General features: G+C 64.5%; 20 protein-coding genes and 1 tRNA gene. 12 read left to right on the top strand and 9 right to left on the bottom strand.

All coding sequences use genetic code 11. The features are described 5' to 3' along the window. Window positions 1-43: 43 nt before the first annotated feature. The 3 genes from pgi to CAPI_RS07595 are packed head-to-tail and all read left to right on the top strand — an operon-like array spanning window position 44 to window position 3,811. Entirely contained in the window at window positions 44-1,672 is a 1,629-nt protein-coding gene (pgi, locus tag CAPI_RS07585) for a glucose-6-phosphate isomerase (RefSeq protein WP_018018051.1), read from the top strand. After that, window positions 1,673-3,160 (top strand): glutamate-cysteine ligase family protein, encoded by a 1,488-nt coding sequence (locus CAPI_RS07590; RefSeq protein WP_018018052.1) that lies wholly within the window; start codon window positions 1,673-1,675, stop codon window positions 3,158-3,160. A gap of 15 nt (window positions 3,161-3,175) precedes the next feature. Then, window positions 3,176-3,811, top strand: a complete 636-nt coding sequence (locus CAPI_RS07595; RefSeq protein ID WP_018018053.1) for a DedA family protein — start codon at window positions 3,176-3,178, stop codon at window positions 3,809-3,811. On the opposite strand, the gene CAPI_RS07600 is transcribed toward CAPI_RS07595, so the two are convergent. Both CAPI_RS07600 and CAPI_RS07605 read right to left on the bottom strand, forming a co-directional pair. Next, window positions 3,774-4,553 carry a DNA-formamidopyrimidine glycosylase family protein gene (locus CAPI_RS07600; RefSeq protein ID WP_018018054.1) on the bottom strand — a complete coding sequence of 260 codons (780 nt, stop codon included), beginning with the start codon at window positions 4,551-4,553 and terminating at the stop codon, window positions 3,774-3,776. The genes CAPI_RS07595 and CAPI_RS07600 overlap by 38 nt on opposite strands. Before the next feature lie 52 nt (window positions 4,554-4,605). Continuing rightward, window positions 4,606-9,198: an ATP-dependent helicase gene (locus CAPI_RS07605; RefSeq protein WP_018018055.1), complete on the bottom strand. Its 4,593-nt coding sequence runs from the start codon at window positions 9,196-9,198 to the stop codon at window positions 4,606-4,608. Between the two features lie 49 nt (window positions 9,199-9,247). Between CAPI_RS07605 and CAPI_RS07610 the strand changes: the two genes are divergently transcribed. The 5 genes from CAPI_RS07610 to CAPI_RS07630 all read left to right on the top strand — a co-directional run bounded on the left by CAPI_RS07610 (window position 9,248) and on the right by CAPI_RS07630 (window position 11,629). Then, window positions 9,248-10,009, top strand: a complete 762-nt coding sequence (locus CAPI_RS07610; protein WP_026157193.1) for a 3'(2'),5'-bisphosphate nucleotidase CysQ — start codon at window positions 9,248-9,250, stop codon at window positions 10,007-10,009. 10 nt (window positions 10,010-10,019) lie between these two features. Further along, the gene (locus tag CAPI_RS07615; RefSeq protein WP_040356916.1) at window positions 10,020-10,820 is read left to right on the top strand and encodes a thymidylate synthase; all 801 of its coding nucleotides are present in this window, start codon (window positions 10,020-10,022) and stop codon (window positions 10,818-10,820) included. Beyond that, on the top strand, window positions 10,817-11,296 hold the full coding sequence (locus CAPI_RS07620; RefSeq protein WP_018018058.1) for a dihydrofolate reductase: 480 nt from the start codon (window positions 10,817-10,819) through the stop codon (window positions 11,294-11,296). The genes CAPI_RS07615 and CAPI_RS07620 overlap by 4 nt, the downstream gene beginning before the upstream one ends. Further along, window positions 11,293-11,538, top strand: coding sequence for a mycoredoxin (locus CAPI_RS07625; protein ID WP_018018059.1), 246 nt, complete (start codon window positions 11,293-11,295; stop codon window positions 11,536-11,538). Before CAPI_RS07620 ends, CAPI_RS07625 begins: the two co-directional genes overlap by 4 nt. Window positions 11,539-11,556: 18 nt before the next feature. Beyond that, window positions 11,557-11,629 (top strand) — tRNA-Arg (locus CAPI_RS07630). Here the strand turns inward: CAPI_RS07630 and CAPI_RS07635 are convergent. Next, complete coding sequence (locus CAPI_RS07635) at window positions 11,630-12,913, bottom strand: hypothetical protein (RefSeq protein WP_040356847.1); 1,284 nt, start codon at window positions 12,911-12,913, stop codon at window positions 11,630-11,632. A 59-nt stretch (window positions 12,914-12,972) separates the two neighbouring features. Between CAPI_RS07635 and CAPI_RS07640 the strand changes: the two genes are divergently transcribed. Beyond that, a complete protein-coding gene (locus tag CAPI_RS07640) occupies window positions 12,973-13,320 on the top strand; it encodes a hypothetical protein (RefSeq protein ID WP_018018060.1) in 348 nt (115 codons plus the stop codon). On the opposite strand, the gene CAPI_RS07645 is transcribed toward CAPI_RS07640, so the two are convergent. Next, window positions 13,308-14,162: an MBL fold metallo-hydrolase gene (locus tag CAPI_RS07645; protein WP_018018061.1), complete on the bottom strand. Its 855-nt coding sequence runs from the start codon at window positions 14,160-14,162 to the stop codon at window positions 13,308-13,310. The genes CAPI_RS07640 and CAPI_RS07645 overlap by 13 nt on opposite strands. Window positions 14,163-14,245: 83 nt before the next feature. Between CAPI_RS07645 and CAPI_RS07650 the strand changes: the two genes are divergently transcribed. Beyond that, on the top strand, window positions 14,246-15,070 hold the full coding sequence (locus tag CAPI_RS07650) for a DUF1906 domain-containing protein (protein ID WP_018018062.1): 825 nt from the start codon (window positions 14,246-14,248) through the stop codon (window positions 15,068-15,070). Here the strand turns inward: CAPI_RS07650 and CAPI_RS07655 are convergent. The 5 genes from CAPI_RS07655 to CAPI_RS07675 form a co-directional block, all read right to left on the bottom strand. Next, entirely contained in the window at window positions 15,067-16,722 is a 1,656-nt protein-coding gene (locus tag CAPI_RS07655; protein ID WP_018018063.1) for a monocarboxylic acid transporter, read from the bottom strand. The genes CAPI_RS07650 and CAPI_RS07655 overlap by 4 nt on opposite strands. A gap of 3 nt (window positions 16,723-16,725) precedes the next feature. Further along, window positions 16,726-17,067, bottom strand: a complete 342-nt coding sequence (locus CAPI_RS07660) for a DUF485 domain-containing protein (protein WP_018018064.1) — start codon at window positions 17,065-17,067, stop codon at window positions 16,726-16,728. Between the two features lie 185 nt (window positions 17,068-17,252). Then, the gene (locus tag CAPI_RS07665) at window positions 17,253-18,083 is read right to left on the bottom strand and encodes an aldo/keto reductase (RefSeq protein ID WP_018018065.1); all 831 of its coding nucleotides are present in this window, start codon (window positions 18,081-18,083) and stop codon (window positions 17,253-17,255) included. After that, a complete protein-coding gene (locus CAPI_RS07670; protein WP_018018066.1) occupies window positions 18,083-18,442 on the bottom strand; it encodes an FKBP-type peptidyl-prolyl cis-trans isomerase in 360 nt (119 codons plus the stop codon). The genes CAPI_RS07665 and CAPI_RS07670 overlap by 1 nt, the downstream gene beginning before the upstream one ends. 88 nt (window positions 18,443-18,530) lie before the next feature. Further along, window positions 18,531-19,826, bottom strand: coding sequence for a citrate synthase (locus CAPI_RS07675; protein ID WP_018018067.1), 1,296 nt, complete (start codon window positions 19,824-19,826; stop codon window positions 18,531-18,533). A 211-nt stretch (window positions 19,827-20,037) separates the two neighbouring features. Between CAPI_RS07675 and serC the strand changes: the two genes are divergently transcribed. Continuing rightward, entirely contained in the window at window positions 20,038-21,171 is a 1,134-nt protein-coding gene (gene serC, locus CAPI_RS07680) for a phosphoserine transaminase (RefSeq protein ID WP_018018068.1), read from the top strand. Window positions 21,172-21,239: 68 nt separating this feature from the next. After that, window positions 21,240-22,184 carry a septation protein SepH gene (sepH, locus tag CAPI_RS07685; RefSeq protein ID WP_018018069.1) on the top strand — a complete coding sequence of 315 codons (945 nt, stop codon included), beginning with the start codon at window positions 21,240-21,242 and terminating at the stop codon, window positions 22,182-22,184. The last annotated feature ends 10 nt before the right edge of the window (window positions 22,185-22,194 follow it).

Genomic DNA, 22,194 nt, shown 5'->3' on the forward strand with positions numbered 1-22,194 from the left:
ACTAGCGTGGAGTGCGTTATCAATGCCCGCCCGAGGAGGAGCAATGAAGAACCTTTCGTCCGCCCGTCACCTGCAGGAACTGTTTGAGGCGAAGCGCGGGCTGAACCTACGCGAGCTTTTCGTCTCTGACCCCGAGCGAGCCCGCCGCTACACCTTCGACGCGGCGGGGCTGCACGTCGATATGTCCAAGAACCTTATCGACGACGACGTGGTCGACGGCCTGATCGCCCTGGCCGAGGAAGCCGGGCTGCGTAGCCGTATTGAGGCGATGTTTAATGGCGAGCGCATCAACAACACGGAAGACCGTTCCGTGTTGCACACCGCCCTGCGTCTCCCGCCCGAGGCGGATCTCACCGTCGGCGACCAAGACGTCGCGGCGGATGTTCACGAGGTGCTTGGGCGGATGCGCGATTTCGCCAGTGCCCTGCGGTCCGGCGCATGGCTGGGCCATAGCGGGCACACCATCAAGAAGGTGGTCAACATCGGAATAGGCGGGTCTGATTTGGGCCCTGCCATGGCGACGCACGCCTTGCGTTCCTACGCTACAGCCGGGATCACCGCGGAGTTCGTCTCTAACGTCGATCCGGCCGATCTCGCCCGGGTCCTCGACACCTGCAACCCGGCGGAAACTCTCTTCATCGTCGCCTCCAAGACGTTCACGACGCAGGAGACCCTCTCGAACGCCCACGCCGCGAAGCGGTGGCTGCTGGAGAGGTGTGACGGGGATACCTCCGCGATTGCCAAGCACTTCGTCGCGGTGTCCACCAACGCGCAGAAAGTCTCCGAGTTCGGCATCGACACGGCCAACATGTTCCCCTTCTGGGATTGGGTCGGCGGCCGTTACTCGGTTGATTCCGCAATCGGGCTGGCGCTGATGGCGGTCATCGGCCCGCGCGACTTCATGCGCTTCTTGGAGGGATTTCACGACGTCGACGAGCACTTCCGCACCGCCGACCTCCGCGGCAACGTCCCGGCTCTGCTCGGTCTGCTCAACGTCTGGTACCGCAACTTCTACGGCACGCAGACCCATGCGGTTTTGCCCTATTCCGAAGACTTGGCGCGCCTCCCCGCGTATCTTCAGCAGCTCACGATGGAATCTAACGGAAAGTCCGTCACACGCGACGGGCGTCCTGTCGATTGCGACACCGGGGAGGTGTTCTGGGGCGAGCCCGGGACGAACGGCCAGCACGCGTTCTACCAGCTCCTCCACCAGGGCACGACGGTGGTCCCGGCAGATTTCATCGGCTTTGCCAACCCAGCCGAGGACTTTGCGACGGCCACCGGGACCGGTTCCATGCACGACCTATTAATGGGCAATCTGTTTGCCCAGACCAAGGTGCTCGCCTTTGGCAAGACGCTGGACGAGGTGGAGCGTGAGGGCGTCGATAAGCGCCTTGCTCCGCATAAGGTAATGCCGGGCAACCGTCCCTCGACGACCATCCTCGCTCCTGCGCTCACGCCGCGCGCGCTGGGTGCGTTGATCGCGCTATACGAACACATCGTGTTCACAGAATCGGTGATCTGGGACATCAATGCCTTCGACCAGTGGGGGGTTGAGCTGGGCAAACAGCAGGCGAACGATCTGGCCCCCGCGGTGTCCGGGCAGGAAGAGCCCGACACCGGCGACGGGTCCACCGACGCCCTCATTGCGTGGTACAGGAGCCAGAAGTAAATGGGTGACTCCATTTCGACCGATTCGTACACCCCCCGTCAACGGTCGATCTACCGCAAACGCTTAGAAGACGAGTTGGAGGTGTTCGACCGGCACCTGCAGGATGCGGAGTTCATTTCGCGCGGCACGATCGGCCTCGAGCTCGAGCTCAATCTTGTCGACGACGCTATGCAGCCGGCCCGGCGCAACAACGATGTCCTCGCCCGGTTAAGCGACGACTATCAGTCCGAGATCGGTTCCTACAACGTAGAGCTGAACCTCCCGCCACAAAGCATCGGGGGCGACGGCCTGGCGGAGATGGAAGCGATGCTGCGCGACCGCCTGGGCAGGGTGAAGCGCGCGGCCGCGGACGTCGGGACGCGCGTCGCGATGATTGGCACCCTACCCACGGTGACGCCCGAGTTTTTGGAAGAAGCGGGGTGGATGACCAATGAGTTTCGCTACCTGGGGCTCAATAACTCGGTGATGGAGTCCCGCGGGGAGCTGGTCCGCATCGATCTGAACAGGGTAGAAAGTCTCGTACACGAGTTCGACGACATCTCCCCGGAGTCGACCTGCACGTCCATCCAACTGCACCTGCAGGTCGCGCCCGATCGTTTCGCCAGCGCGTGGAACGCTTCCCAAGCCATTGCCGGTGTCCAGGCGGCTATCGGTGCCAATTCTCCCCTGCTGATGGGCCGCCGGCTCTGGCACGAGTCCCGCATACCGGTGTTCAAGCAGTCCATCGATACACGAACCAAGGAACTGATCAACCAGGGCGTGCGGCCACGAGTATGGTTCGGCGAGCGGTGGATCACCTCGGTATTCGACCTCTTCGAAGAAAACGTGCGCTACTTCTCCCCTCTCATCCCCGAAGGCCGCTTGGAGGCTGGACGCCCCATGATGTCGGGCGACAACCCAGGTTTGCACTACCTGAACCTGCATAACGGGACCGTCTGGCGGTGGAACCGCCCGATCTACGACCCCAACGGGCAGCTCTCGCACATTCGGGTGGAAAATCGCCTGCTCCCCGCAGGGCCAACGGTCAAGGACATCGTCGCCGACGCGGCGTTCTACTACGGGCTGGTTAAATACCTCGGCGAGCAAACGCGGCCGGTGTGGTCCCGCCTCGGATTCGAGCAGGCGCGCCGCAATTTTGAAGCGGGCGCCCGCGACGGTTTAACTGCTCGCATGGAATGGCCAACGCTTGGCACCATCGAGGTGGCCCAGCTGGTGAAAGAGCATCTGCTCCCGCAGGCGCGGCGCGGACTGGACAAACTCGACGTGAGCCAGCGGCGCATCGACGAATACATGGGAATCATCGAAGGGCGCGCCACCCGCCGGCAAAACGGCGCCACGTGGCAGCTCGCCGCCCTGACGCAGGCGGGCGCCGGCACTCACCCGGGCACGCCGGAGCGGGCGGAGGCGCTCGCCAGGGTCCTGCGCCAATACCTGCGCAATCAAGAGGAAGACACGCCGGTTCATACATGGTCCACCGCCGTGGAATAGTGCACAATCAGGAGCATGCAACCCCTCATTGACTGGATTGTGCACTTGATGGAGGTGCTCGGCGCCCCCGGTGTCGGCATCGCCATCCTGCTAGAGAACCTCTTTCCCCCGATTCCCTCAGAGGTTGTGCTCCCGCTGGCAGGCTTCACCGTGTCTCAGGGGTCGCTCAACGCAGCATCCGTCTTCGTGTGGTCCCTCCTCGGCTCGGTGGGCGGCGCCTACGTGCTCTACGGCCTGGGCGCCTGGCTCGGCGCCGACCGTCTTCGCCGCATCGCGTACAAGATGTGGCTGGTCAGGGAGTCCGACGTAGACAACTCCCTGGAGTTTTTCCGGAAGTACGGTAAGGTCTCGGTGCTTGTTGGGCGGCTGATTCCGGGAATTCGCTCCCTGATTTCCATCCCCGCCGGGCTCGACCGCATGAACGTTGTCACGTTCGGCCTGTGGACTCTGATTGGGTCGGCCATCTGGAACGCGATACTCATCACCCTGGGCTTTTACATGGGCGAGAACTGGCACGTTGTGGAGGAATACATCAACACCTACTCACACGTCGTCTACCTCATTTTGGCCTTGGTCATCGTTGGTTTCCTCGCTTTCTTCATTCGCCGGGAGGTCAAGGAGCGGGCTGGCACTGGGGGCACCACCAAATAACCCGCTCGAGGTCCCCCTGCCCACCAAGAAATCCCTTGGTGATCAGAGCTCCGCAACGCCGGCACGGCTTGTTGTTGCGCCCGAACACGTAACTCGTCTCCCCGGCACGCCTGACCCCCGTGGTGACGCGCACCGGAGAGTCCTTGTTGGCCCACATCAGGCGCCGGGCAAGGCGCACATGCTTATCGACGTCCACGTCCCCCACCAACCTCGCAGGGTGAGTGCCGGCGAGAAAACCGATCTCCGCGCGATACTCGTTGCCAATCCCCGCGGCGTTCTTCTGGTCCAGCAACGCCCGCCCAATTTCCATCCGGGGGTTGCGACGGATTCGGCGGATCACCTCCGCCTCATCGAAGTCCTCGGCGAGCATGTCCGGGCCCAGGTAGCCCATCCTTTCGGAGTACTCTCTGGCGGGGAAAACATCCACCAGACCAAGCTCATGGCCCACCAGTTCGACGTCTCCCAGCTCAAGGATGACCCGCGCGGTATACCCAGGTTTGCGCCACCGCGTCCCCGGGCGGTGCACGGCCCAGGTTCCCTCCATCTTGAGGTGCGTGTGAAGGATCTCCGACCCGAACTGCATGAACAAGTGCTTGCCGTAGGGCCAAACCCTCTCGCAGGTCAGGCCGGTGAAGTCCACTAGCGCGAAGCGTGGCACCCGGAGCTGGCAGCGAGTTACCTCGCGCCCCTCCATGAACTGGAGCCGGTGGGCGAGCTGGTAGACGGAATCCCCTTCTGGCACAAGACCCAAACTTACCCTGCACCAGACGCTCGCCCGCTACCGGAGCCAGTAGCTAATCGTCGAAACTGATCTCTCCCAGGGCTTCCGCAACGGATCGACCCCTCCGCTTCGGCGGCGCGCCCCTCGCCGCGCCAATCTTCACCCCCCGCGGGCTCACGGTTGCGCCAAACTCACGCAGCTTATACGCCGATTCGCCATCCAGCTTCTCGACGTTGACCGGGCGCATCCGGCCACGCTGCACCGCGTCTGCCAGCGCGGCGACCACCACGTCGTAGGGCTGGCCGGTACCGTCTGGAAACGTGTCGAAGAACGTGGTCATGACCTTGCCGCCGCGTGTGACGTGGGCGGCGAGGAGGCCGTCGATAAGAATGACTAGTGCCCCCGCGCTGCGCGTCGGTCCCTGTTTCGGCCAGGGCAGCGCGGCGCCGTAGGGGTTCGCGGGGTCGGTGGCCGCAAGCACGTGCACAACGGGTTCGCGGGCACCGGACGGCCACCCGAGGACGTCGTCGGAATCCTGGTGTCCGCGTAGCCTGTCGATGGTGGCGGGCGTTGAAAACTGCGACGCCCCCAGCCCCTCCACGAGATAACCGCGCATCGCCTTGCCTGATTCCTCGAACCCGCTCAGCGTCTTGTAGGTCAGGGCGAACCCGCCCAGGATGTCCTCGGCCACAATGCTGCCACGGGTGACCACTCCATAACGGTCCAGCCATGCCTCGCCGAGGGCGACGGAACGGCGGGTCGGGTCCGTATCGGCGAGAGGTGAGGCGGCCCACCTCCCCACCATGTCAGGCGGGGTGAGCGAGGCAAAAGACGTGCGTCCGGACCGGACGCGGGAGCGCGAAGGGCGTCGCTTCGCCCGGTGCGCCGTGCTTCCCCCCGCGAGGCGGGCGCGGATCGGGGCGAAGGAATCGGGTGAGACCAATCCCGCCTCGACCAAATCCCACAGCGATTCCCGCAGCTCATCAGCGGTGGTGGTGCCCTCCACGAGGTCGGTGAAGAGGTACCCGCCCCCGGCGCGGATCATGTCCATCACGTGCGCTTGGGTAAGGGAGAGCAAGGGCTCGTCGGCAACGGGGACAAGCTGCTCGGCGTAATCGGCGGGGAGGAGCATAATCCACGGGTCGCGGGACCCCGCCTTGCCGGCGCCAACGATGGCAACCTCTCCGGACCCGGTGAGCTCATCGAGCATCGCCGGGGAGTAATCCCCCACACGGGAGGGCAGGATCCACGACTCCCAGGCCGACGCGGGCAGGCGCACCCCCGCCAGCTGCTCCACCGCGGCGTAGACGCCGTCAGCGCCGCGCAGCGCCGGGGTCACCCCGACCTCGGCCACGTGGGACCACGACGCTAAGAAGCGCGCGTAGGCCGATTGGGACACGGGCCGGGTCTGAGCCCGCGCCGCAGCCAGCGAGCGCGTTCGGATGATTTTTAGCACCTCGGCGGAGACGTATTCCTGCTCGTCGATGCCCTGCCGGTAGCGTCCCTCGACGACCTTGTTGGCGTCGATAAGCGGGCGCAGCGCCGAGTACGCGGCACCGACGGCAAGGCCGAAGTCCGCGGCGAGGTCGCGCAGAGTGAAGGGTCCGCGGGTGCGCACCCACCGTCCCACGAGCTGGGCGAGCGCATCGGAGATCGTGCTCGTCTGGGCGGCAACACCGGGCGGGACAGGGACGCCTAGGCCGTCGCGCAACAGCGGCGCGTCGAGGGTTTGGGCGACGTGCTCGCGCCCGCCGATGCGCACCCGCATGATCCGCCCGCCCAGCGCACCCTCGAGGGCGTGGAGCGGGACCGTCGTGTACAGCTCGAGCTTGTCGACGGCTACCGGCCCGACAATGCGCAGCGTATCCGCAAACTGCTCCGAGGTGCCGGCGCGCCCGAGGCGTCGCAGCGAGGCGTCGACCTCCGCGATGATCTGCGGGTCGAGCAGCTCCCGCAGTTCAACGGTGCCGAGGAGCTTGGCGAGGAGCGCCGGATCAAGGGCGAGCGCCGCCGCGCGCTTCTCTGCTAAGGGGGTGTCGCCTTCGTACATGAACGCGCCGGTGTAGTTAAACAGCAACGAGGAGGCGAAAGGGCTGGGCTGCTCGGTGGTGACCTCGGCGACGCGGATGCGGCGAGTCGCGAGATCGCGCATCACCTGCTGGAGGGAGGGTAGGTCGTAGACGTCCTGCAGGCACTCCCGAACGGTTTCGAGGATGATGGGAAAAGAAGGGTAGTTCCGGGCGACGTCGAGAAGCTGTTCTGCTTTCTGCCTTTGCTGCCACAGCGGGGCGCGCTTGCCCGGGTTGCGCCGCGGCAGGAGGAGGGCCCGGGCCGCGCACTCCCGAAACCGGGACGCGAAGAGGGCGGAGTTGCCCACCTGGGCGGTGACGATGTCGGCGATATCGTCAGCGTCGAACTGGAAGATGGACGCGTCGGGTTCCTTGTCTCCCTGCGGGAGCCGCAGCACGATGCCGTCGTCCCCGGCCACGGCCTGCGCATCCATGCCGGTGTCCTGGGCGACTCGCCAGCCGGTGGCCAGCGCCCACGCGGCGTTGACCGGTTTGCCAAAAGGCGTGTGCAACACGACCCGCCAGTCCCCCAGTTCGTCGGTGAAGCGCTCCAGCACCAGGGTCGTGTCGTCGGGGACGATGCCGGTGGCTTCTTCCTGCTCGCGCAGGTACGCCACGAGGTTGTTGCGGGCGAAACCGTCCAGCGAGGAGTCGATGTTCTCACCGCTTTTCGCTTCTCGACGAAACGCGCCCAGCGCCTTTCCCAGCTCGTAGGGCCGGCCGAGGCCGTCACCCGTCCAGAAGGGCAGACGCCCCGTGTGCCCCGGCGCGGGGCTGACCTGCACCTGATCGCGGGTGATGTTCTCGATGCGCCAGGACGACGCCCCCAGCGTAAAGACATCCCCGACCCGGGACTCGTAAACCATCTCCTCGTCCAGCTCCCCCACGCGGCGTGGCGCGGACGTTTCCGACCCGACGAGGAAGACCCCGAACATCCCCCGGTCCGGAATAGTCCCCCCGCTCGTCACGGCGACGCGTTGCACGCCGGGCCGAGCCTTTAAGACGTTGCCTTCCCGAATGGCGCGGGGCCGAAGCTCTGCGAAATCCGTCGAGGGGTAGACACCGACGATGAGGTCAATGACGGCGTCGTAGACATCGCGGGCCAGCGAGCGGTACGGCCAGGCGCGACGCACGGTGTCGTACCACTGGTCGATGTCGAGGTCCGACACGGACACCGCAGCGACAGTCTGCTGCGTGAGCACATCGAGGGGCGAGACGGGGACGTGGAGCTCCTCGATCTCCCCCGCCCGCATGCGAGGCACGGTCACCGCCGTTTGCACCAGGTCGGCGCGATGCTTCGGGTAAAAGGTGCCCTCCGAGACAGCGCCGACCGTGTGCCCGGCGCGCCCCACGCGCTGCAGGCCTGAGGCCACGGACGGCGGGGATTCGACCTGGATGACCAAGTCGACGGCACCCATATCGATGCCCAGCTCGAGCGAAGACGTAGATACGACGGCGCGCAGGGCCCCTTCCTTCAGCATCGTCTCCGTAAGCAGACGCTCGTCCTTGGACACGCTGCCGTGGTGGGCGCGGGCGATGACGGGGGCGGCGTGCCCTGCAGTGTCGCTGGGAACCATGATCTGCGCCGGGGGCCGGCGCAGCGGGGGTGAGAGCGCATCAGGGTCGTGCTCGGTGGCCCACAGCTCGTTCAATCGGCTGGTCAAGCGTTCCGCGGAACGGCGCGAGTTGACAAAGATGATGGTGGAGCGGTGGCTCATCACTTGGTCGTACACGGCGCGCTCGATATGCGGCCAGATCGAAGCGGGCGCCGGTGGGCCGTCTAGCTGATTGTCTAGCACCGCCTCCCCGATCGTGGACGCCTCCTCCGGCACTGGAAGATCGCTCATGTCCTCGACGGGGACGACAACGTCGAGACCCCAGCGTTTTTCCGCCGGGGGGTTCACAATCGTTGTATGCGGGCCGAGGAAATTAGCCACCGAATCTAAGGGGCGCACCGTCGCGGACAGGCCGATGCGTTGGAAGGACCCCGCCACCAGGGCGAGGCGCTCGAGGGACAACGACAGGTGGACTCCCCGTTTCGTGCCTGCCAGGGCGTGGATTTCGTCGACAATAACCGTGTCGACGCTGCTCAAGATGCCCGCCGCCTTGGAGGTAAGCATGAGGTAGAGCGATTCTGGCGTCGTGATGAGGATGTCCGGTGGCTTGCGCACCTGCCGGTTGCGCTCCACCTGCGGGGTGTCGCCGGAGCGGACACCGACGGAAATGTCCGGCATGTCCCGGCCGAGGCGCTGAGCCACGCGCGCGATGCCCCCGAGCGGAGCGCGGAGGTTGTTTTCCACATCCACACCCAGGGCCTTGAGCGGGGAGATATAAAGGACGCGGACTCCGCCGTGCGTGGAGGTGCGGGCGCCGTCGAGAGGAAGTGCCTGCTGCCCGGGCCTCTCCACCAGGCTGTTGAGCGCCCAGAGGAAGGCGGCGAGGGTCTTGCCGGACCCGGTGGGAGCAACAACCAGGCAGTTTTCCCCCGCAGAGATGGCCCGCCACGCCCCCTCTTGAACTGGCGTGGGAGCCTCGAACACCTCTCGGAACCACGTGGAAACCTGGGGTCGGAATCGGTCTAGGATCTCCTCGGGCATGGAGGTCACTTTACGGTACGCTACCGCACTCTCCGGTAAGGTCGGAGCCATGACCGCTTCGTACTCGGACTCTCGGTTGACCAACCTCATCGCCCAGGGCACCGGCGAAATCCTCAAAGGAATTCGTGGCGTCGGCCTGCTGCGTGGCCGCGAATTGGGTGAGGCCGGGGACGATCTTGCCCAGAATTGGATCGCCCGGGTTTTGGCCCAGCACCGCCCCGATGACGGTTTCCTGTCCGAGGAAGCGGCCGATGATCGTGCCCGCTTGAACAACGACAGGGTCTGGATCATCGACCCGCTCGACGGGACGAAAGAGTTCGCCACTGGCCGCCAGGACTGGGCGGTTCATGTCGCCCTCGTAGAAAATGGGGTGCCCACCCACGCCGCGGTGGGCCTTCCCGACCTCGGCGTGGTGTTTAAGTCCTCCGACGTGCGCCACGTCTCCGGGCCCTACGCTCGCAAGATCGCGTTGTCGCGCAACCGGCCGCCCGCTGTCGCGCACCGCGTCGCCTCGCGCCTCGGGTTCGAGGCCGAGGGCATCGGTTCCGCCGGCGCCAAGGCAATGCACGTGCTCCTGGGCGATTACGACGCCTATGTCCACGCCGGTGGCCAGTACGAGTGGGACCAAGCGGCGCCCGTTGGGGTGTCCCTGGCGGCCGGGCTGCACTGCTCCCGGCTCGATGGCTCCGAGCTGCGCTACAACAACGAAGACACCTACATCCCCGACCTGCTCATCTGCCGCCCGGAACTCGCGGACGACATCCTCGCCACGTGCGCGGAGTTTTTCGAGGAACACGGCTCTTACGAGTAGCCTGATGCGCATGTCTGTCCCCACTCCCTACGAAGACCTCCTGCGCGACATTCTGGACAACGGCACGACCAAGGGCGACCGCACGGGAACGGGCACATGCAGCGTCTTTGGGCGTCAGCTCCGCTACGACCTGTCGCAGTCCTTTCCCCTGCTGACCACGAAGCGCGTGTACTTCAAAGGGGTCGTAGGCGAACTTCTGTGGTTCCTGCGGGGAGAATCCAATGTGCACTGGCTGCAGGACAACAACATCCACATCTGGGATGAATGGGCTGACGCGGACGGCGAGCTCGGACCGGTTTACGGGGTGCAGTGGCGTTCGTGGCCGACCCCGGACGGCCGCCACGTCGACCAGATCCAGCAGGCGCTCGACACGCTTCGCTCCAATCCCGATTCGCGCCGCAACATCGTCTCGGCGTGGAACGTGACGGAGCTCGACGAGATGGCCCTCATGCCTTGCCACCTTTTGTTCCAGCTTTACGTCTCTCAGGGCCGCTTGTCTTTGCAGGTCTACCAGCGCTCCGCCGACATGTTTCTCGGCGTGCCGTTCAACATCGCGTCCTACGCCCTGCTCACCCACATGTTCGCCCAGCAGGCCGGTTTAGAGGTCGGTGACCTGATTTGGACTGGCGGCGACTGCCACATCTACAACGACCACCTCGACCAGGCCCGCGAACAGCTCTCCCGCACGGCCCGCCCCTACCCGCAGCTGAGCCTGAATCGGGCCGACTCGCTCTTCGACTACACCTTCGAGGACATCTCGGTCGTCGGTTACGACCCGCACCCCGCGATCAAGGCCCCGGTCTCAGTATGAAAGGCGCGATCTGGGCCCAGTCGCTCGACGGTGTCATCGGTGACGGCACGTCGCTGCCCTGGCACCTCCCCGAAGACCTCAAACACTTCAAGACGATCACCCTGGGCTCCCCGATCGTCATGGGGCGCCGCACCTGGGAGTCGCTCACCTTGCGCCCCCTGCCCGGCCGGGAGAACATCATCATCTCCTCCCGCGAGCCCGGAGAGTGGTCCGCGGGGGCGCACGTCGCGCACGAATTCCCCCCGTTAGAGGACGCGTGGATCATCGGGGGAGCTCAGCTTTTCAGCGCCACTCTCCCCCTCGTCGACAGAATCGAGCGCACTCTTATCGACGTCCACCTGGCGCCCGATCTCGGCGCGCGCGCCGTGATCCTCCCGGACGTGCCGCCTGAGTTCACGCTTGTTGACCAGTCACGCTGGGAGACGTCGGCAAGCGGCCTGCGCTATTCCTTCCAACGCTTCGAGAGGATCTCATGACCATCTACGCCACGAGCTGGTGCCCCTTTTGCCGTTCCCTCCTTTCCGCGCTGGAGAACACCGGCCTAGATTACGAGGTCGTCGACGTTGAGGCTCCCGGCAACGACGAGGCCGCGGCGTGGGTCGAGTCCGTCAATGGGGGCAATCGCGTCGTTCCCACTGTGCGCTACAGCGACGGCACCCACGCCACGAACCCATCATTGGCGCAGGTCATGGCTAAGTATGAGGAGCTAAACCGGTAGGGTAACCTTGTCCCTGCTGCCCCAGTAGCTCAGTGGATAGAGCACGGCTCTCCTAAAGCCGGTGTCGGAGGTTCGATCCCTCTCTGGGGCGCTATTTGATGCGGAACACCCCGCTCACCGCGCCCTGCCACCACACGCCGTCTCGGGTGATCGTGCCGGCCATCTGCAGGGTGTCCTGTGCCGGGGTGTCGGCGATTCGTTGGCGCGAGGTGACCTCTCCGGTTGCGCCGTTGAGGGTGACCGCGTCGAAGGCGAGGCCGCGGCGCTCCACCGTGTAGACCAGACCATCCGCGGTGGACAATCGTGGCACGGCGGCGGAAGCGACGGGGCTCGACCACGCCAGGGAGCACCCCGTTGCGGGGTCGACCTCGTAGCGTTCTATTCCCCCGGTGAACGGGGCGAACAAGGGCGAGCTCGGGCCCGCGCCCGCTGGTTCCGCCGGATAAGGGTACCCGTATGTGCTGGCCACGATCACAGAGGTGCCCGACCCGATCGCGGAGTTCTCGGTGCCCCCCGGGTTGCCCAGCACGGGTTGCTCACACACAAGCGAGCCATCGGCGGTGTCGTAGACAAGAAGGTGGATCTGCCCGTCGGCGTTGTCGGTGATAGTGACCCACCGGTCGTCGTTGAAGATTGTTGGGGTGGCGCCCGTCCCCCAGCTGAGCTGACCGGGTTTGCGGGCAGACCCCGCGTCGTAGAGCTGGGACCAGACCACTTCGGGCCCGCCTCCCACATCCTCGAGAAAGTAGAGCGCCTTGGAGGTGGCCACGGCGACGCCGGCCGAAGAGGATGAGATCGAGTTGTCGATGCGTTCACCCTCCCCCAGCGTGACCGAACGGACTTCACCCCCGTCTCCCACGACGCCGACCCGCCCGTCCTCCGTTGCCACCCAGATCCCGGTGGCGCCCGGGGTCAGGGCCACCACTGAGCTACCGCCTACAAAAGCACTCAGGTCGATGCTGTCATCCACGTAAATGTGGTGGTCCGGAGAGGCCGCGACCTTGAGCAGGTGCTGTGTGCCGTCGACAAGCACGAGGCGATCTGCGTCGTCGAGGTAGGCGTACACGCCGCCGAGGAGCGAACCCTTCGCGATGGGCAGCTGGTCGACCGTCTCCCCTGTCGCGGGGTCAAGCAGGAGGACCTCCGGCGAGCGCCCGATCATCGTCGTGCACAGCGCCCACACCATGCCGGTTGAATCGGACAACTCTGACAGCACGGTGGGGCAGGCGGCAAGCTTGACGCTGAACTCTACGCTCTTGGGTCCTGCACCCGGGCCGGGGTAATCGGTGGTGTCGCTGGCCTGGACGTCGCCGTGCATGGTCACGGCGGACAACGCCGTGCAGAGCGCGAAGGCAGCGGATGTGCACAAACTCATGGTGGGCACCTTAATGAACGGCGTAGCCTCGAGTCTTGAGATTAATTCAGGGAGAATATATGAAACGCTACGAGGTAGACCACGACTGGGCCTGGGGCACCAAACGCCCGGGCGACCCCGTCACGCTGCGGGGCACATTTACTTTCGACGACGCCGCGACGGCCAAGCAAGCAGTGGCCGCGTTTTTTGCGGACCTGGAGGAAGCCAACGGATTCCACGGCAGCGGGGGCTGGGTCGCCTGTGAGGCGGGCAACGCCAACTCCGGCCGCTCCCGCATGATCGACTTTGTCGCCGGGGGCGAGGACGTCGCCGACGCCGTCGGCTACGCGGCCGACGAGGCCTACGAGCATTTCGCGGCTTATGACGGCGCGACGGCGGAGTGGGAGCAGCGCCCTTACGAGGCGTAGGAGATGCCGTGCGGCCCAAGCGTCACGGTGTCGAACGCCTCCGGGAAGTGGACGGGGACGCCGGTGTTGCGCAGGAATCTCCGAGCTGATCGGACGTTGTCGGCCGGGAATGGCACGTCTTTAAGTGGCTTATCCAGTGAACGGGTGAAGTTGTCCCAGTGAATGGGCACGACGAGCTGCGGATTCACCGCTTCGACGGTGTGAGCCCAGTAACTTTTCTTAAATTCGGGGGATTGACGCCCGAGCGTCCCGATGCCCAGGTAGACGATGTCGGCCTCGAAGCCGTCAAGGAAGCCGGGGACGAAGTTCGCGCTGGGGACGATAAGGATGTTTCCCAGAGGGTGCGCCAAGTGGAAACTAAAGCTCCCCTCGCACCGGTAATCCCAGGCGCGCGCCGGAGATGCAAGACGGTGCCCGATCCGACCCGGGAAAAGGTTGCCGGGGCTGTGAAGGCCGTCGATGACGGACACCGTGAACTCCCCCAGGTTCAGGGTGTCACCATCCTTGATCAGGCCCAACCGCGCTTCCTCCAGGCCTTCGCCCCTGCCCACGTTCAATGAGGAGGCCGACCCATAAAAAGTTCCGCTGAACCGCTTGAGCACAGCGGCAGAATCGAGGACGTGGTCGAAATGCGAATGCGCAACGAACAACGCATCAAGCTTGTCGACGCCTCCCCGCCGCAACGCTCTCCCGATCTTGTCCTCGTTCGGGCTGATCCTGCGGAAGATGAGGGACCCTGCACTGGGGCGGGTAAGGAAAGCGTCGATGAAGATGCTGGTTCTCCCGTCGAAGAGGTGAACACTTGACGTGCCGTAAAAGGTGCACTGTATCCCGAGATTCATGCCCGTGAAGTTACCACGTGCCCTGCTCCACATCGGTGTTATTGTAGGGGTGTTTTTTCACCCCGAACGAGGAGGGTTACCCCGTGCCGCACGTCAACCGCCGCCGCTTCCTCCAGGTTGCCGCAATGGCTAGCCTGGCCCCAGCATTTTCAGCTCTCCCGGCACGCGCCGCAAGCCTCGGAACGGTGCTGGATTACTCCGCCGGCGTTCCCTCTGCCGCCGCGGTCAAGGCCGCCGGTCACGTGGGCGCCGTCCGCTACGTCTCGCAGCGCCGCCCCGGCGCCGAGTGGATGAAAGGCAAGCCCGTCTCGCTGGCAGAGGCCACCGACTTCAAAGCAGCAGGCTTAGCGACGGCATCGGTGTACCAATTCGGGAAAAACGACACCGCCGACTGGCGCCGCGGGGCCGCGGGTGTTGCCACCCACGCCCCTCAAGCAATTGCCCTTCACGTCGCCGCTGGCGGCCCGACCGGGCGGCCGATTTACGTCGCGATTGACGATAACCCTTCTCGAGCCGAGTACGAGAGCCTCATCCGCCCGTACTTGACCGGCTTCAGCGCGGTGTTATCGGCCGCGGGCTTCCAAACGGGCGTGTACGCGAATTACAACACCATCGAGTGGTGCACCCAGGACCACATTGGCACGTTCTTCTGGATGCACGACTGGGGTTCCGGCGGACGCGTCCACCAGCGGGCCAACCTTCACCAGGTCAGTGGGAGACGAGCCACGATCGAGGGCACTGAGTGCGATGTCAACGACGTGCTCACCGCAGATTGGGGCCAATGGACCCCCGGCCGGTCTGCTTCCACCGCCCCTAGCGGAACGGTGAGCCAGGCAGACCAAGTGGCCCAAGCAGCCCAGGCATCCAGCGTGGCGGTCAATGCCGCCCGGGCCGTGCTGGGCCTCTAATGCTGGACCGGCGCCTCGACGCCGACGCCGGTGAGGGATCGAACCTCCATCTCCGCCTGTAGCTCGTCGAGCCCATCGGGCTTACCGATCATCGATCCGATCGCACCTGCAAGGAACGCGAGCGGGATGGAGACGATGCCGGGGCTCGTGAGGGGGAAGACCGCCCAGTCGACGTTCGGGAACATCGACGTCGCGGTACCGGACACGGCCGGAGAGAGGACGATGAGCACGAGCGCCGAGATCAAGCCGGTGTACATAGACGCGACGGCGCCCGTGGTGTTGAAGCGCTTCCAGTAGAGGGAGTACAGGATCGTCGGCAAGTTGGCGGACGCGGCGATAGCAAAGGCGAGCGAGACGAGGAACGCGACGTTTTGCTTCATTGCCAGAATGCCCAGCACGATAGCGACGATCCCGATCACCACCACGGTCATCCGGGAGACCCGGACCTGCTCCGCTTCGGTGGCACGTCCATCGCGCATCACCGCGTTGTAGATATCGTGTGCGACCGACGCCGAGGCTGTGATGGCCAGGCCGGCCACGACGGCGAGGACCGTCGCGAAGGCGACCGCGGAGATCAGGGCCATGAAGATGGAGCCTCCCAGCTCGAAGGCGAGCAGCGGGGCCGCCGCGTTCGCCCCACCCGGCGCTGCGTTGATGCGGTCCGGGCCGACGAGGGCAGCCGCACCGTAGCCCAGCACCAGGGTCAGCAGGTAGAACGAGCCGATCAGCACGATCGCCCACGTCACGGACTTGCGAGCTTCCTTGGCCGTGGGCACCGTGTAGAAACGCATCAGCACGTGCGGCAGGCCAGCAGTTCCCAGCACAAGGGAGAGGCCGAGAGACAAGAAGTCGATCTTGCTGGTCAGCGTCGCGCCGTACTTCAGCCCCGGGGCCATGATCGCGGATGCGTCGTAGCCTTTCTTTTGCAAGGTCTGCGACGCCGCATGGGAATCAACCGCGCTGTCGAACAGCGTGCCCATCCCGCCTTTGACGGACACAAAGACGAGGACGGTCATGATGGCAACACCGCTGATGAGCAGCACTGCCTTGATCATTTGAACGTACGTCGTGCCCTTCATGCCGCCGATCAACACGTAAGCGATCATGACGATGCCCACGATGGTGACGCAGATTGCCTGGGAGCCGAAGGAGTGCAGGTTCAGCAGCACGGACACCAAGGAACCGGCGCCCGCCATCTGCGCGATGAGGTAGAACAGCGACACGAACAGTGTGCCGAAGGCCGCGGCGACTCGGACTGGCTTCTGCTTGAGGCGGAAAGACAACACATCCGCCATGGTGAAACGACCGACGTTGCGCAGTGGCTCCGCGACGAGAAGAAGCGCTACCAGCCAGGCTACGAAAAAGCCGATGGAGTACAGGAATCCGTCGTACCCGGTGAGTGCGATGGATCCGACGATTCCCAAGAACGACGCGGCGGAGAGGTAGTCGCCCGCGATGGCCAGACCATTCTGGGTGCCAGAGAACGAGGCGCCGCCCGTGTAGAAGTCCGCGGATTCGCTCGTCGTCTTGCCGGCGCGGGTGACGATGAACATGGTCACCGCGATGAAGATGGCAAAGATGGCGATGTTAAGGACGGGGTTGCCTACCCCCTCCGACGCGGCTGCCCCTTCGGCTAGATAGTGGGTAGTCATGGCCTAGCCCTCCATTTCTTCGCGGATGTGGGCCGCGCGGGGTTCGATGTTCTTGTTTGCATAAACGACGTACGCCCACGTGATGAGGAACGTCGTAACGAACTGGAGAATGCCCAGCCAGATTCCCACGTTCATACCGAGGAGGGGTTTGGCCATTGTGTCCGGCATGAAGGTGGCCACGAGGACGTAGAAGACATACCACGCGAAGAAGGCCACCGAGACGGGGAAGGTAAACCCTCGGTACGCCTTGCGGAGTTCCTGAAACTCCGTGCTTTTTTGCATTGCTACAAACTCGTCGGGGGTGGGTTCTCGGCGAGTCGGAACTGCGGTCGATCCTTGGGACACGGCCACATCCTTTCTTAGTCATGTCACTGAACGAGACACAAAAAACGTAACCCACCGGAACCGCTTTTTAGTTATGTTTGCGAACCTACTGTTGCGCAGGGGGTTCGCCTTACCCCCACTTCCCCCACCGAGCTGCAGAAATAGCGCACCCTCCCGCTACCCCCGCAGCCTATGAATGCGATACGTTAATCCGCATCACCGGGGAATGTCAGCGGGTCACCGGACATCCGGTTGCCCTCCACCGAGTTCAATAACTCGATGTCCTCGCTGGACAATGCGACCTCGCCCGCGCCCCAATTTTCGACGAGGCGCTGCGGGTTCGCAGTTTTCGGAATTACGGAGCAACCCAATTCCATGAGGTACGCAAGCACGACCTGGGCTGGCGTTTTCTGGTGCTTTTCCGCCACCGCCACAATGTGAGGCGCGTCGAAATTTCCGCCGCGCGCCAGTGGGGCCCACGCCTCGGTAAGGATGCCGTGCTGCCGGTGGTAGTCCCGCAGCTCGGGTTGGGTGAACCCGGCATGCAACTCAACCTGGTTGAGAACCGGGGTGACGCCTGTGGCGTCGAGAATAACGTCGAGCACCTCGGGGTAGAAGTTGGCCACACCCGCGGCGCGCAACGCACCGGATTCCCTCAATCTCGCAATGTCTGCGAAGGCGCGCGTGTAAAGGCCTTTCTGCGGCCACGGCCAGTGAACGAGGAAGATGTCGAGATATTCGAGACCGAGACGCTGACGGGACTCATCGAATGCCTGGCGCGCGCGGCCCTGGTCATCGTTCCACAGTTTGGTGGTGACGATGAGTTCTTCTCGTGAGACGTCTCCGGCCGCCATAGCCGCGTTGATGGCGCGGCCGACCTCTTCCTCGTTGCCGTAGAAAGAGGCCGTATCGATGTGGCGGTATCCAATCTCAATTGCCCTACGGACAATCGTTTCCGCCTCTCCCCCGCGCAGCTTGTAGGTGCCCAGGCCGAGGAGCGGCAGCGCCGTGCCGTCGTTAAGCGTGGCGGCCCGCACTAACGCGCGTCCAGCAAGTCGATAACGAAGATGAGGGTGCGCCCGGACAGTGGGTGCCCTCCACCGGCGGGGCCGTACGCCTTGACAGGCGGAATGATGAGCTCGCGACGCCCGCCGACCTTCATCCCCGGAATGCCTTCCTGCCAGCCCTCGATCAGGCCGGCAAGGGGAAACTCAGCTGCCTCGCCGCGGTCCCACGAGGAGTCGAACTCCTCACCGGACTCGAAGTCGACGCCGAGGTAGTGCACCTTCACGTACCCGCCAGCTACGGCCTCAGCACCCTCGCCGACGGTGATGTCGCGGACGACAAGGTCGACCGGTGCCGGCTCCTGAGGCGCGTCAATGCTGGGCTTTTCCATGAGATATCTCCTCTAGACAATAGAAAACCGCCGAGAACTGACCCCCGATTGTAGGGGAAACGGCGTTCTCGGCGGAATTGGCGGGGTTCTAGCGCTGGTCGCGCGGTACGAAAGCCCGCTGCGTCGCACCGGTGTAGATCTGGCGCGGACGGTTGATCTTGGAGTTCATCTCCAGCTGCTCGCGGTAGTGAGCGATCCAGCCCGGCAGGCGGCCGATGGCGAACAAGACGGTGAAGAAGTCCGTCTGGAAGCCCATCGCGCGGTAGATCAAGCCGGTGTAGAAGTCGACGTTCGGGTAGAGCTTGCGCGACACGAAGTAATCGTCCTTCAGCGCGATATCTTCGAGCTTCATCGCGAGGTCGAGCAGCTCGTCGCCGCCGAGGTGCTCGAGCACGTCGTGCGCGGTCTCCTTGACGATGGCGGCGCGCGGGTCGTAGTTCTTGTACACGCGGTGGCCGAAGCCCATCAGGCGAACGCCCTTTTCCTTGTTCTTCACGCGGTTCATGAAGTCGGTCGCGTCGCCGCCGTGGTTGTTCTTGATGTCTTCGAGCATCTCAAGAACGGCCTGGTTTGCGCCGCCGTGGAGCGGGCCCGCAAGCGCGTTGATCCCGCCGGCGATGGAGACGAACATGTTCGCTTGGGCGGAGCCAATCATGCGCACGGTCGAGGTTGAGCAGTTCTGCTCGTGGTCGGCGTGCAGGATAAGGAGTTTGTCCAACGCTTTGACCAACACCGGGTCGACCTCGTACGGCTCCGTCGGGTAACCGAACATCATTCGCAGGAAGTTCTCGCGCGGGTTGAGGGAGTTGTCCGGGTACATGTAAGGCTTGCCCTTAGAGGCACGGTAGGCGTAGGCCGCGAGCATCGGCACTTTCGCCATGAGGCGCACCGTTGCCTTGTCCAGTTGCTCCTCGTCCAGCGGGTTGAGCTGGTCCTGGTAGTACGCGGAGAGAATGTTGACGGAGGATGCCAGCACCGCCATGGGGTGAGCGTTGCGCGGGAAGACGTTGAACGCGGCCTTGAAGTCCTCGTCCAGCAGCGTGTGGTGGCGGATCTCCTGGTTGAAGTTCTCTAGCTGTTCGGAGGTCGGTAGTTCGCCGCGGATGAGTAGGTAGGACACCTCGTTGAAGGTGGCGTTTTCCGCGAGTTCCGCAATGTCGTAGCCGCGGTAGCGGAGAATACCCGCGTCACCGTCGATGTACGTGATCTTGGACTCCGTGGATCCCGTGGAGACGTAGCCGGGATCGAAGGTGACCAGGCCGGTCTCACCTAGGAACTTGCCCAGCACGACACCGTCGTTACCCTCGGTGGCGCGCATGATGTCCATCTCGTACTCACCGCCGGGGTAGTGAAGTACGGCCTTATCGTTGTTTTCGGAAGCCACAGTTAACCTTTCCACGAAGTATGGTTCCCCCCTCTACGTACGTAGGGTACCGAGGGGTTCATGCTGGCCGTAATCCTAGCAAAGGTTGTGACGGTCACAACAAGTTACAGATTTCCACCCCTGCGCCACACCCTTTCCGATTCTTGGCATCAAACGTATGCTGATGGGGTAATATTATGCACCCCCTGTTCGTTGACAGAAAGTGCCCACCATGAGCCCCTCCCTCTCGATCCCCGCCGACCTGCTCCCCTCAGACGGGCGCTTCGGGTGTGGACCGTCGAAAGTCCGCCCCTCCCAGCTCGAGGCCGTGACTCGGGCAGGCCACGGCATAATCGGCACGTCGCACCGGCAGAAAGCCGTCAAAGATACGGTTGGCCGCGTTCGCGAGGGCTTGGCGCAGCTCTTTTCCCTACCCGAGGGATACGAAATCGTCCTTTCGCTAGGAGGGGCGACGGCCTTCTGGGACGCCGCGACGTTCGGCGTTATTGAGCGGAAGTCCGCTCACCTCTCGTTTGGGGAATTCTCCGCAAAATTTGCTAAGGCTGCAAAGTCCGCCCCGTGGCTCGACGACCCGGAGATCGTCACCGCCGAGCCGGGCAGCGCGCCCCCCCCGTCCGCGTTGGCCGAAACGGACGCAGACGTTGTCGCCTGGGCGCACAACGAGACGTCGACAGGCGCGATGCTCCCCGTCGACCGCCCGAGCAATTCAGCACTCGTGCTTATCGACGCCACCTCCGGCGCCGGCGGGCTTCCCGTGGACATGGGGCAGGCTGATATCTACTACTTCTCCCCGCAGAAGTGCTTCGCCTCGGACGGAGGTCTCTGGCTCGCGGCGATGAGCCCCGCAGCCCTCGAGCGGATCGAACGGATCACGAACTCGGGGCGCTTCATTCCAGCGTTCCTCGACCTACAGACCGCGGTGGAGAACTCCCGCAAAAACCAGACGTATAACACCCCCGCGGTGGCGACGCTGCTCATGCTCGCCGACCAAGTGGAGTGGATGAACGATAACGGTGGGCTCGACGGGATGGTGGCGCGGACCACGGCCTCGTCCACCGCGTTATACAGCTGGGCCGAGGCGCACGAGCTCGCCCGACCGTTCGTGACGGATCCCGCGTTGCGCTCCCTTGTTGTCGGGACGATCGATTTCGACGATTCCGTCGACGCCGCCGAACTCGCGCGTGCTCTGCGCGCCGCGGGCATTGTCGACGTCGAGCCTTACCGCAAGCTCGGCCGCAACCAGCTGCGAGTGGGCATGTTCCCGGCAATTGACCCCGAGGACGTGGTGAAGCTGACGCGTTGCGTCGATTTCCTGCTCGAGCAGGGTGTCGGACGCGCGCGGTGAGCCCCAGCAGCGCTGGCCGTGGGATAAGCTGAAATCCGTCTTAACGCAGACCCCGGGAAGGAGCCGTGATGCGCGAGCTGCACCTCACTGACGAGGAATCGACGGACACCTTTTACGTCCTCCGCGACAGTGACGGGGTCCGCTATCAGGTCGCGCGGGCGGAATTTGCCCCTGGGCCTGACGCCGTTTCTCAGCCCGCGCCAGATGCCGAGCCGACGCTGGAGCCAGAGCCGGTGGCCGTCCCTGGCCCTATCCCTGGCTCTATCACTGGCCCTATCCCAGCCCCTGCCACGGCTTCGGTCCCGGATGTGGCCGCTGATCCGCTGGCGCTGCGCCCAAAAGAGGTTCAAGCGCGCATTCGCGCCGGCGCGACGGCGGCCGAGTTAGCAGAGGAAACGGGGGTGCCGGAAAGTCGCATCGAACCGTACGCGCACCCCGTCATGCTCGAGCGCATCCAGATCGCCGAGGTGGCCAAGCAGTCCCACCCGAAGCGGGAGGATGGCCCCGCCACACTCACCCTCTTCGAGATTTTGGCCACCGCGTTTGCGGCCCGCGGTCATTCCATCTCGGAGGCCACCTGGGACGCGACCCGGGACCCGGGTGATGAGTGGGTCGTTCGCGTGACATGGCGAACGGGGCTCAGTTCGAACGAAGCATTGTGGACGGTGAAGCGATCCTTTGGTTCCCCGGCCGTCACAGAGGCTCGAAACGCCGTCGCGGCTGACCTGACGGACCCCAACTTCGCGCAGCCTGTCCGTTCGCTCGTGGCCATGGGGCCCGCCGATCCCAGCCGCGCACAGGCCAGCGTCAACGCGGCTGATCAGGACCCCAGCCGGGACCCACTCGAGAGCTCAGCACCCTACCCCGAGTCGGAGGAGGTGGCGGAGGGTGACGTGTTGCGCCACCCCGAGCCGGCTCAACAACCCCAGAAGCGCCGCCGTAAGGCCGTCACCCCACACTGGGAGGACGTGCTTTTAGGGGTGCGCACGAATACGAAACGGCCCCGCCAGTAACAGCCGCCAG

It is taken from the genome of Corynebacterium capitovis DSM 44611 (assembly GCF_030440535.1).
GTDB lineage: Bacteria > Actinomycetota > Actinomycetes > Mycobacteriales > Mycobacteriaceae > Corynebacterium > Corynebacterium capitovis.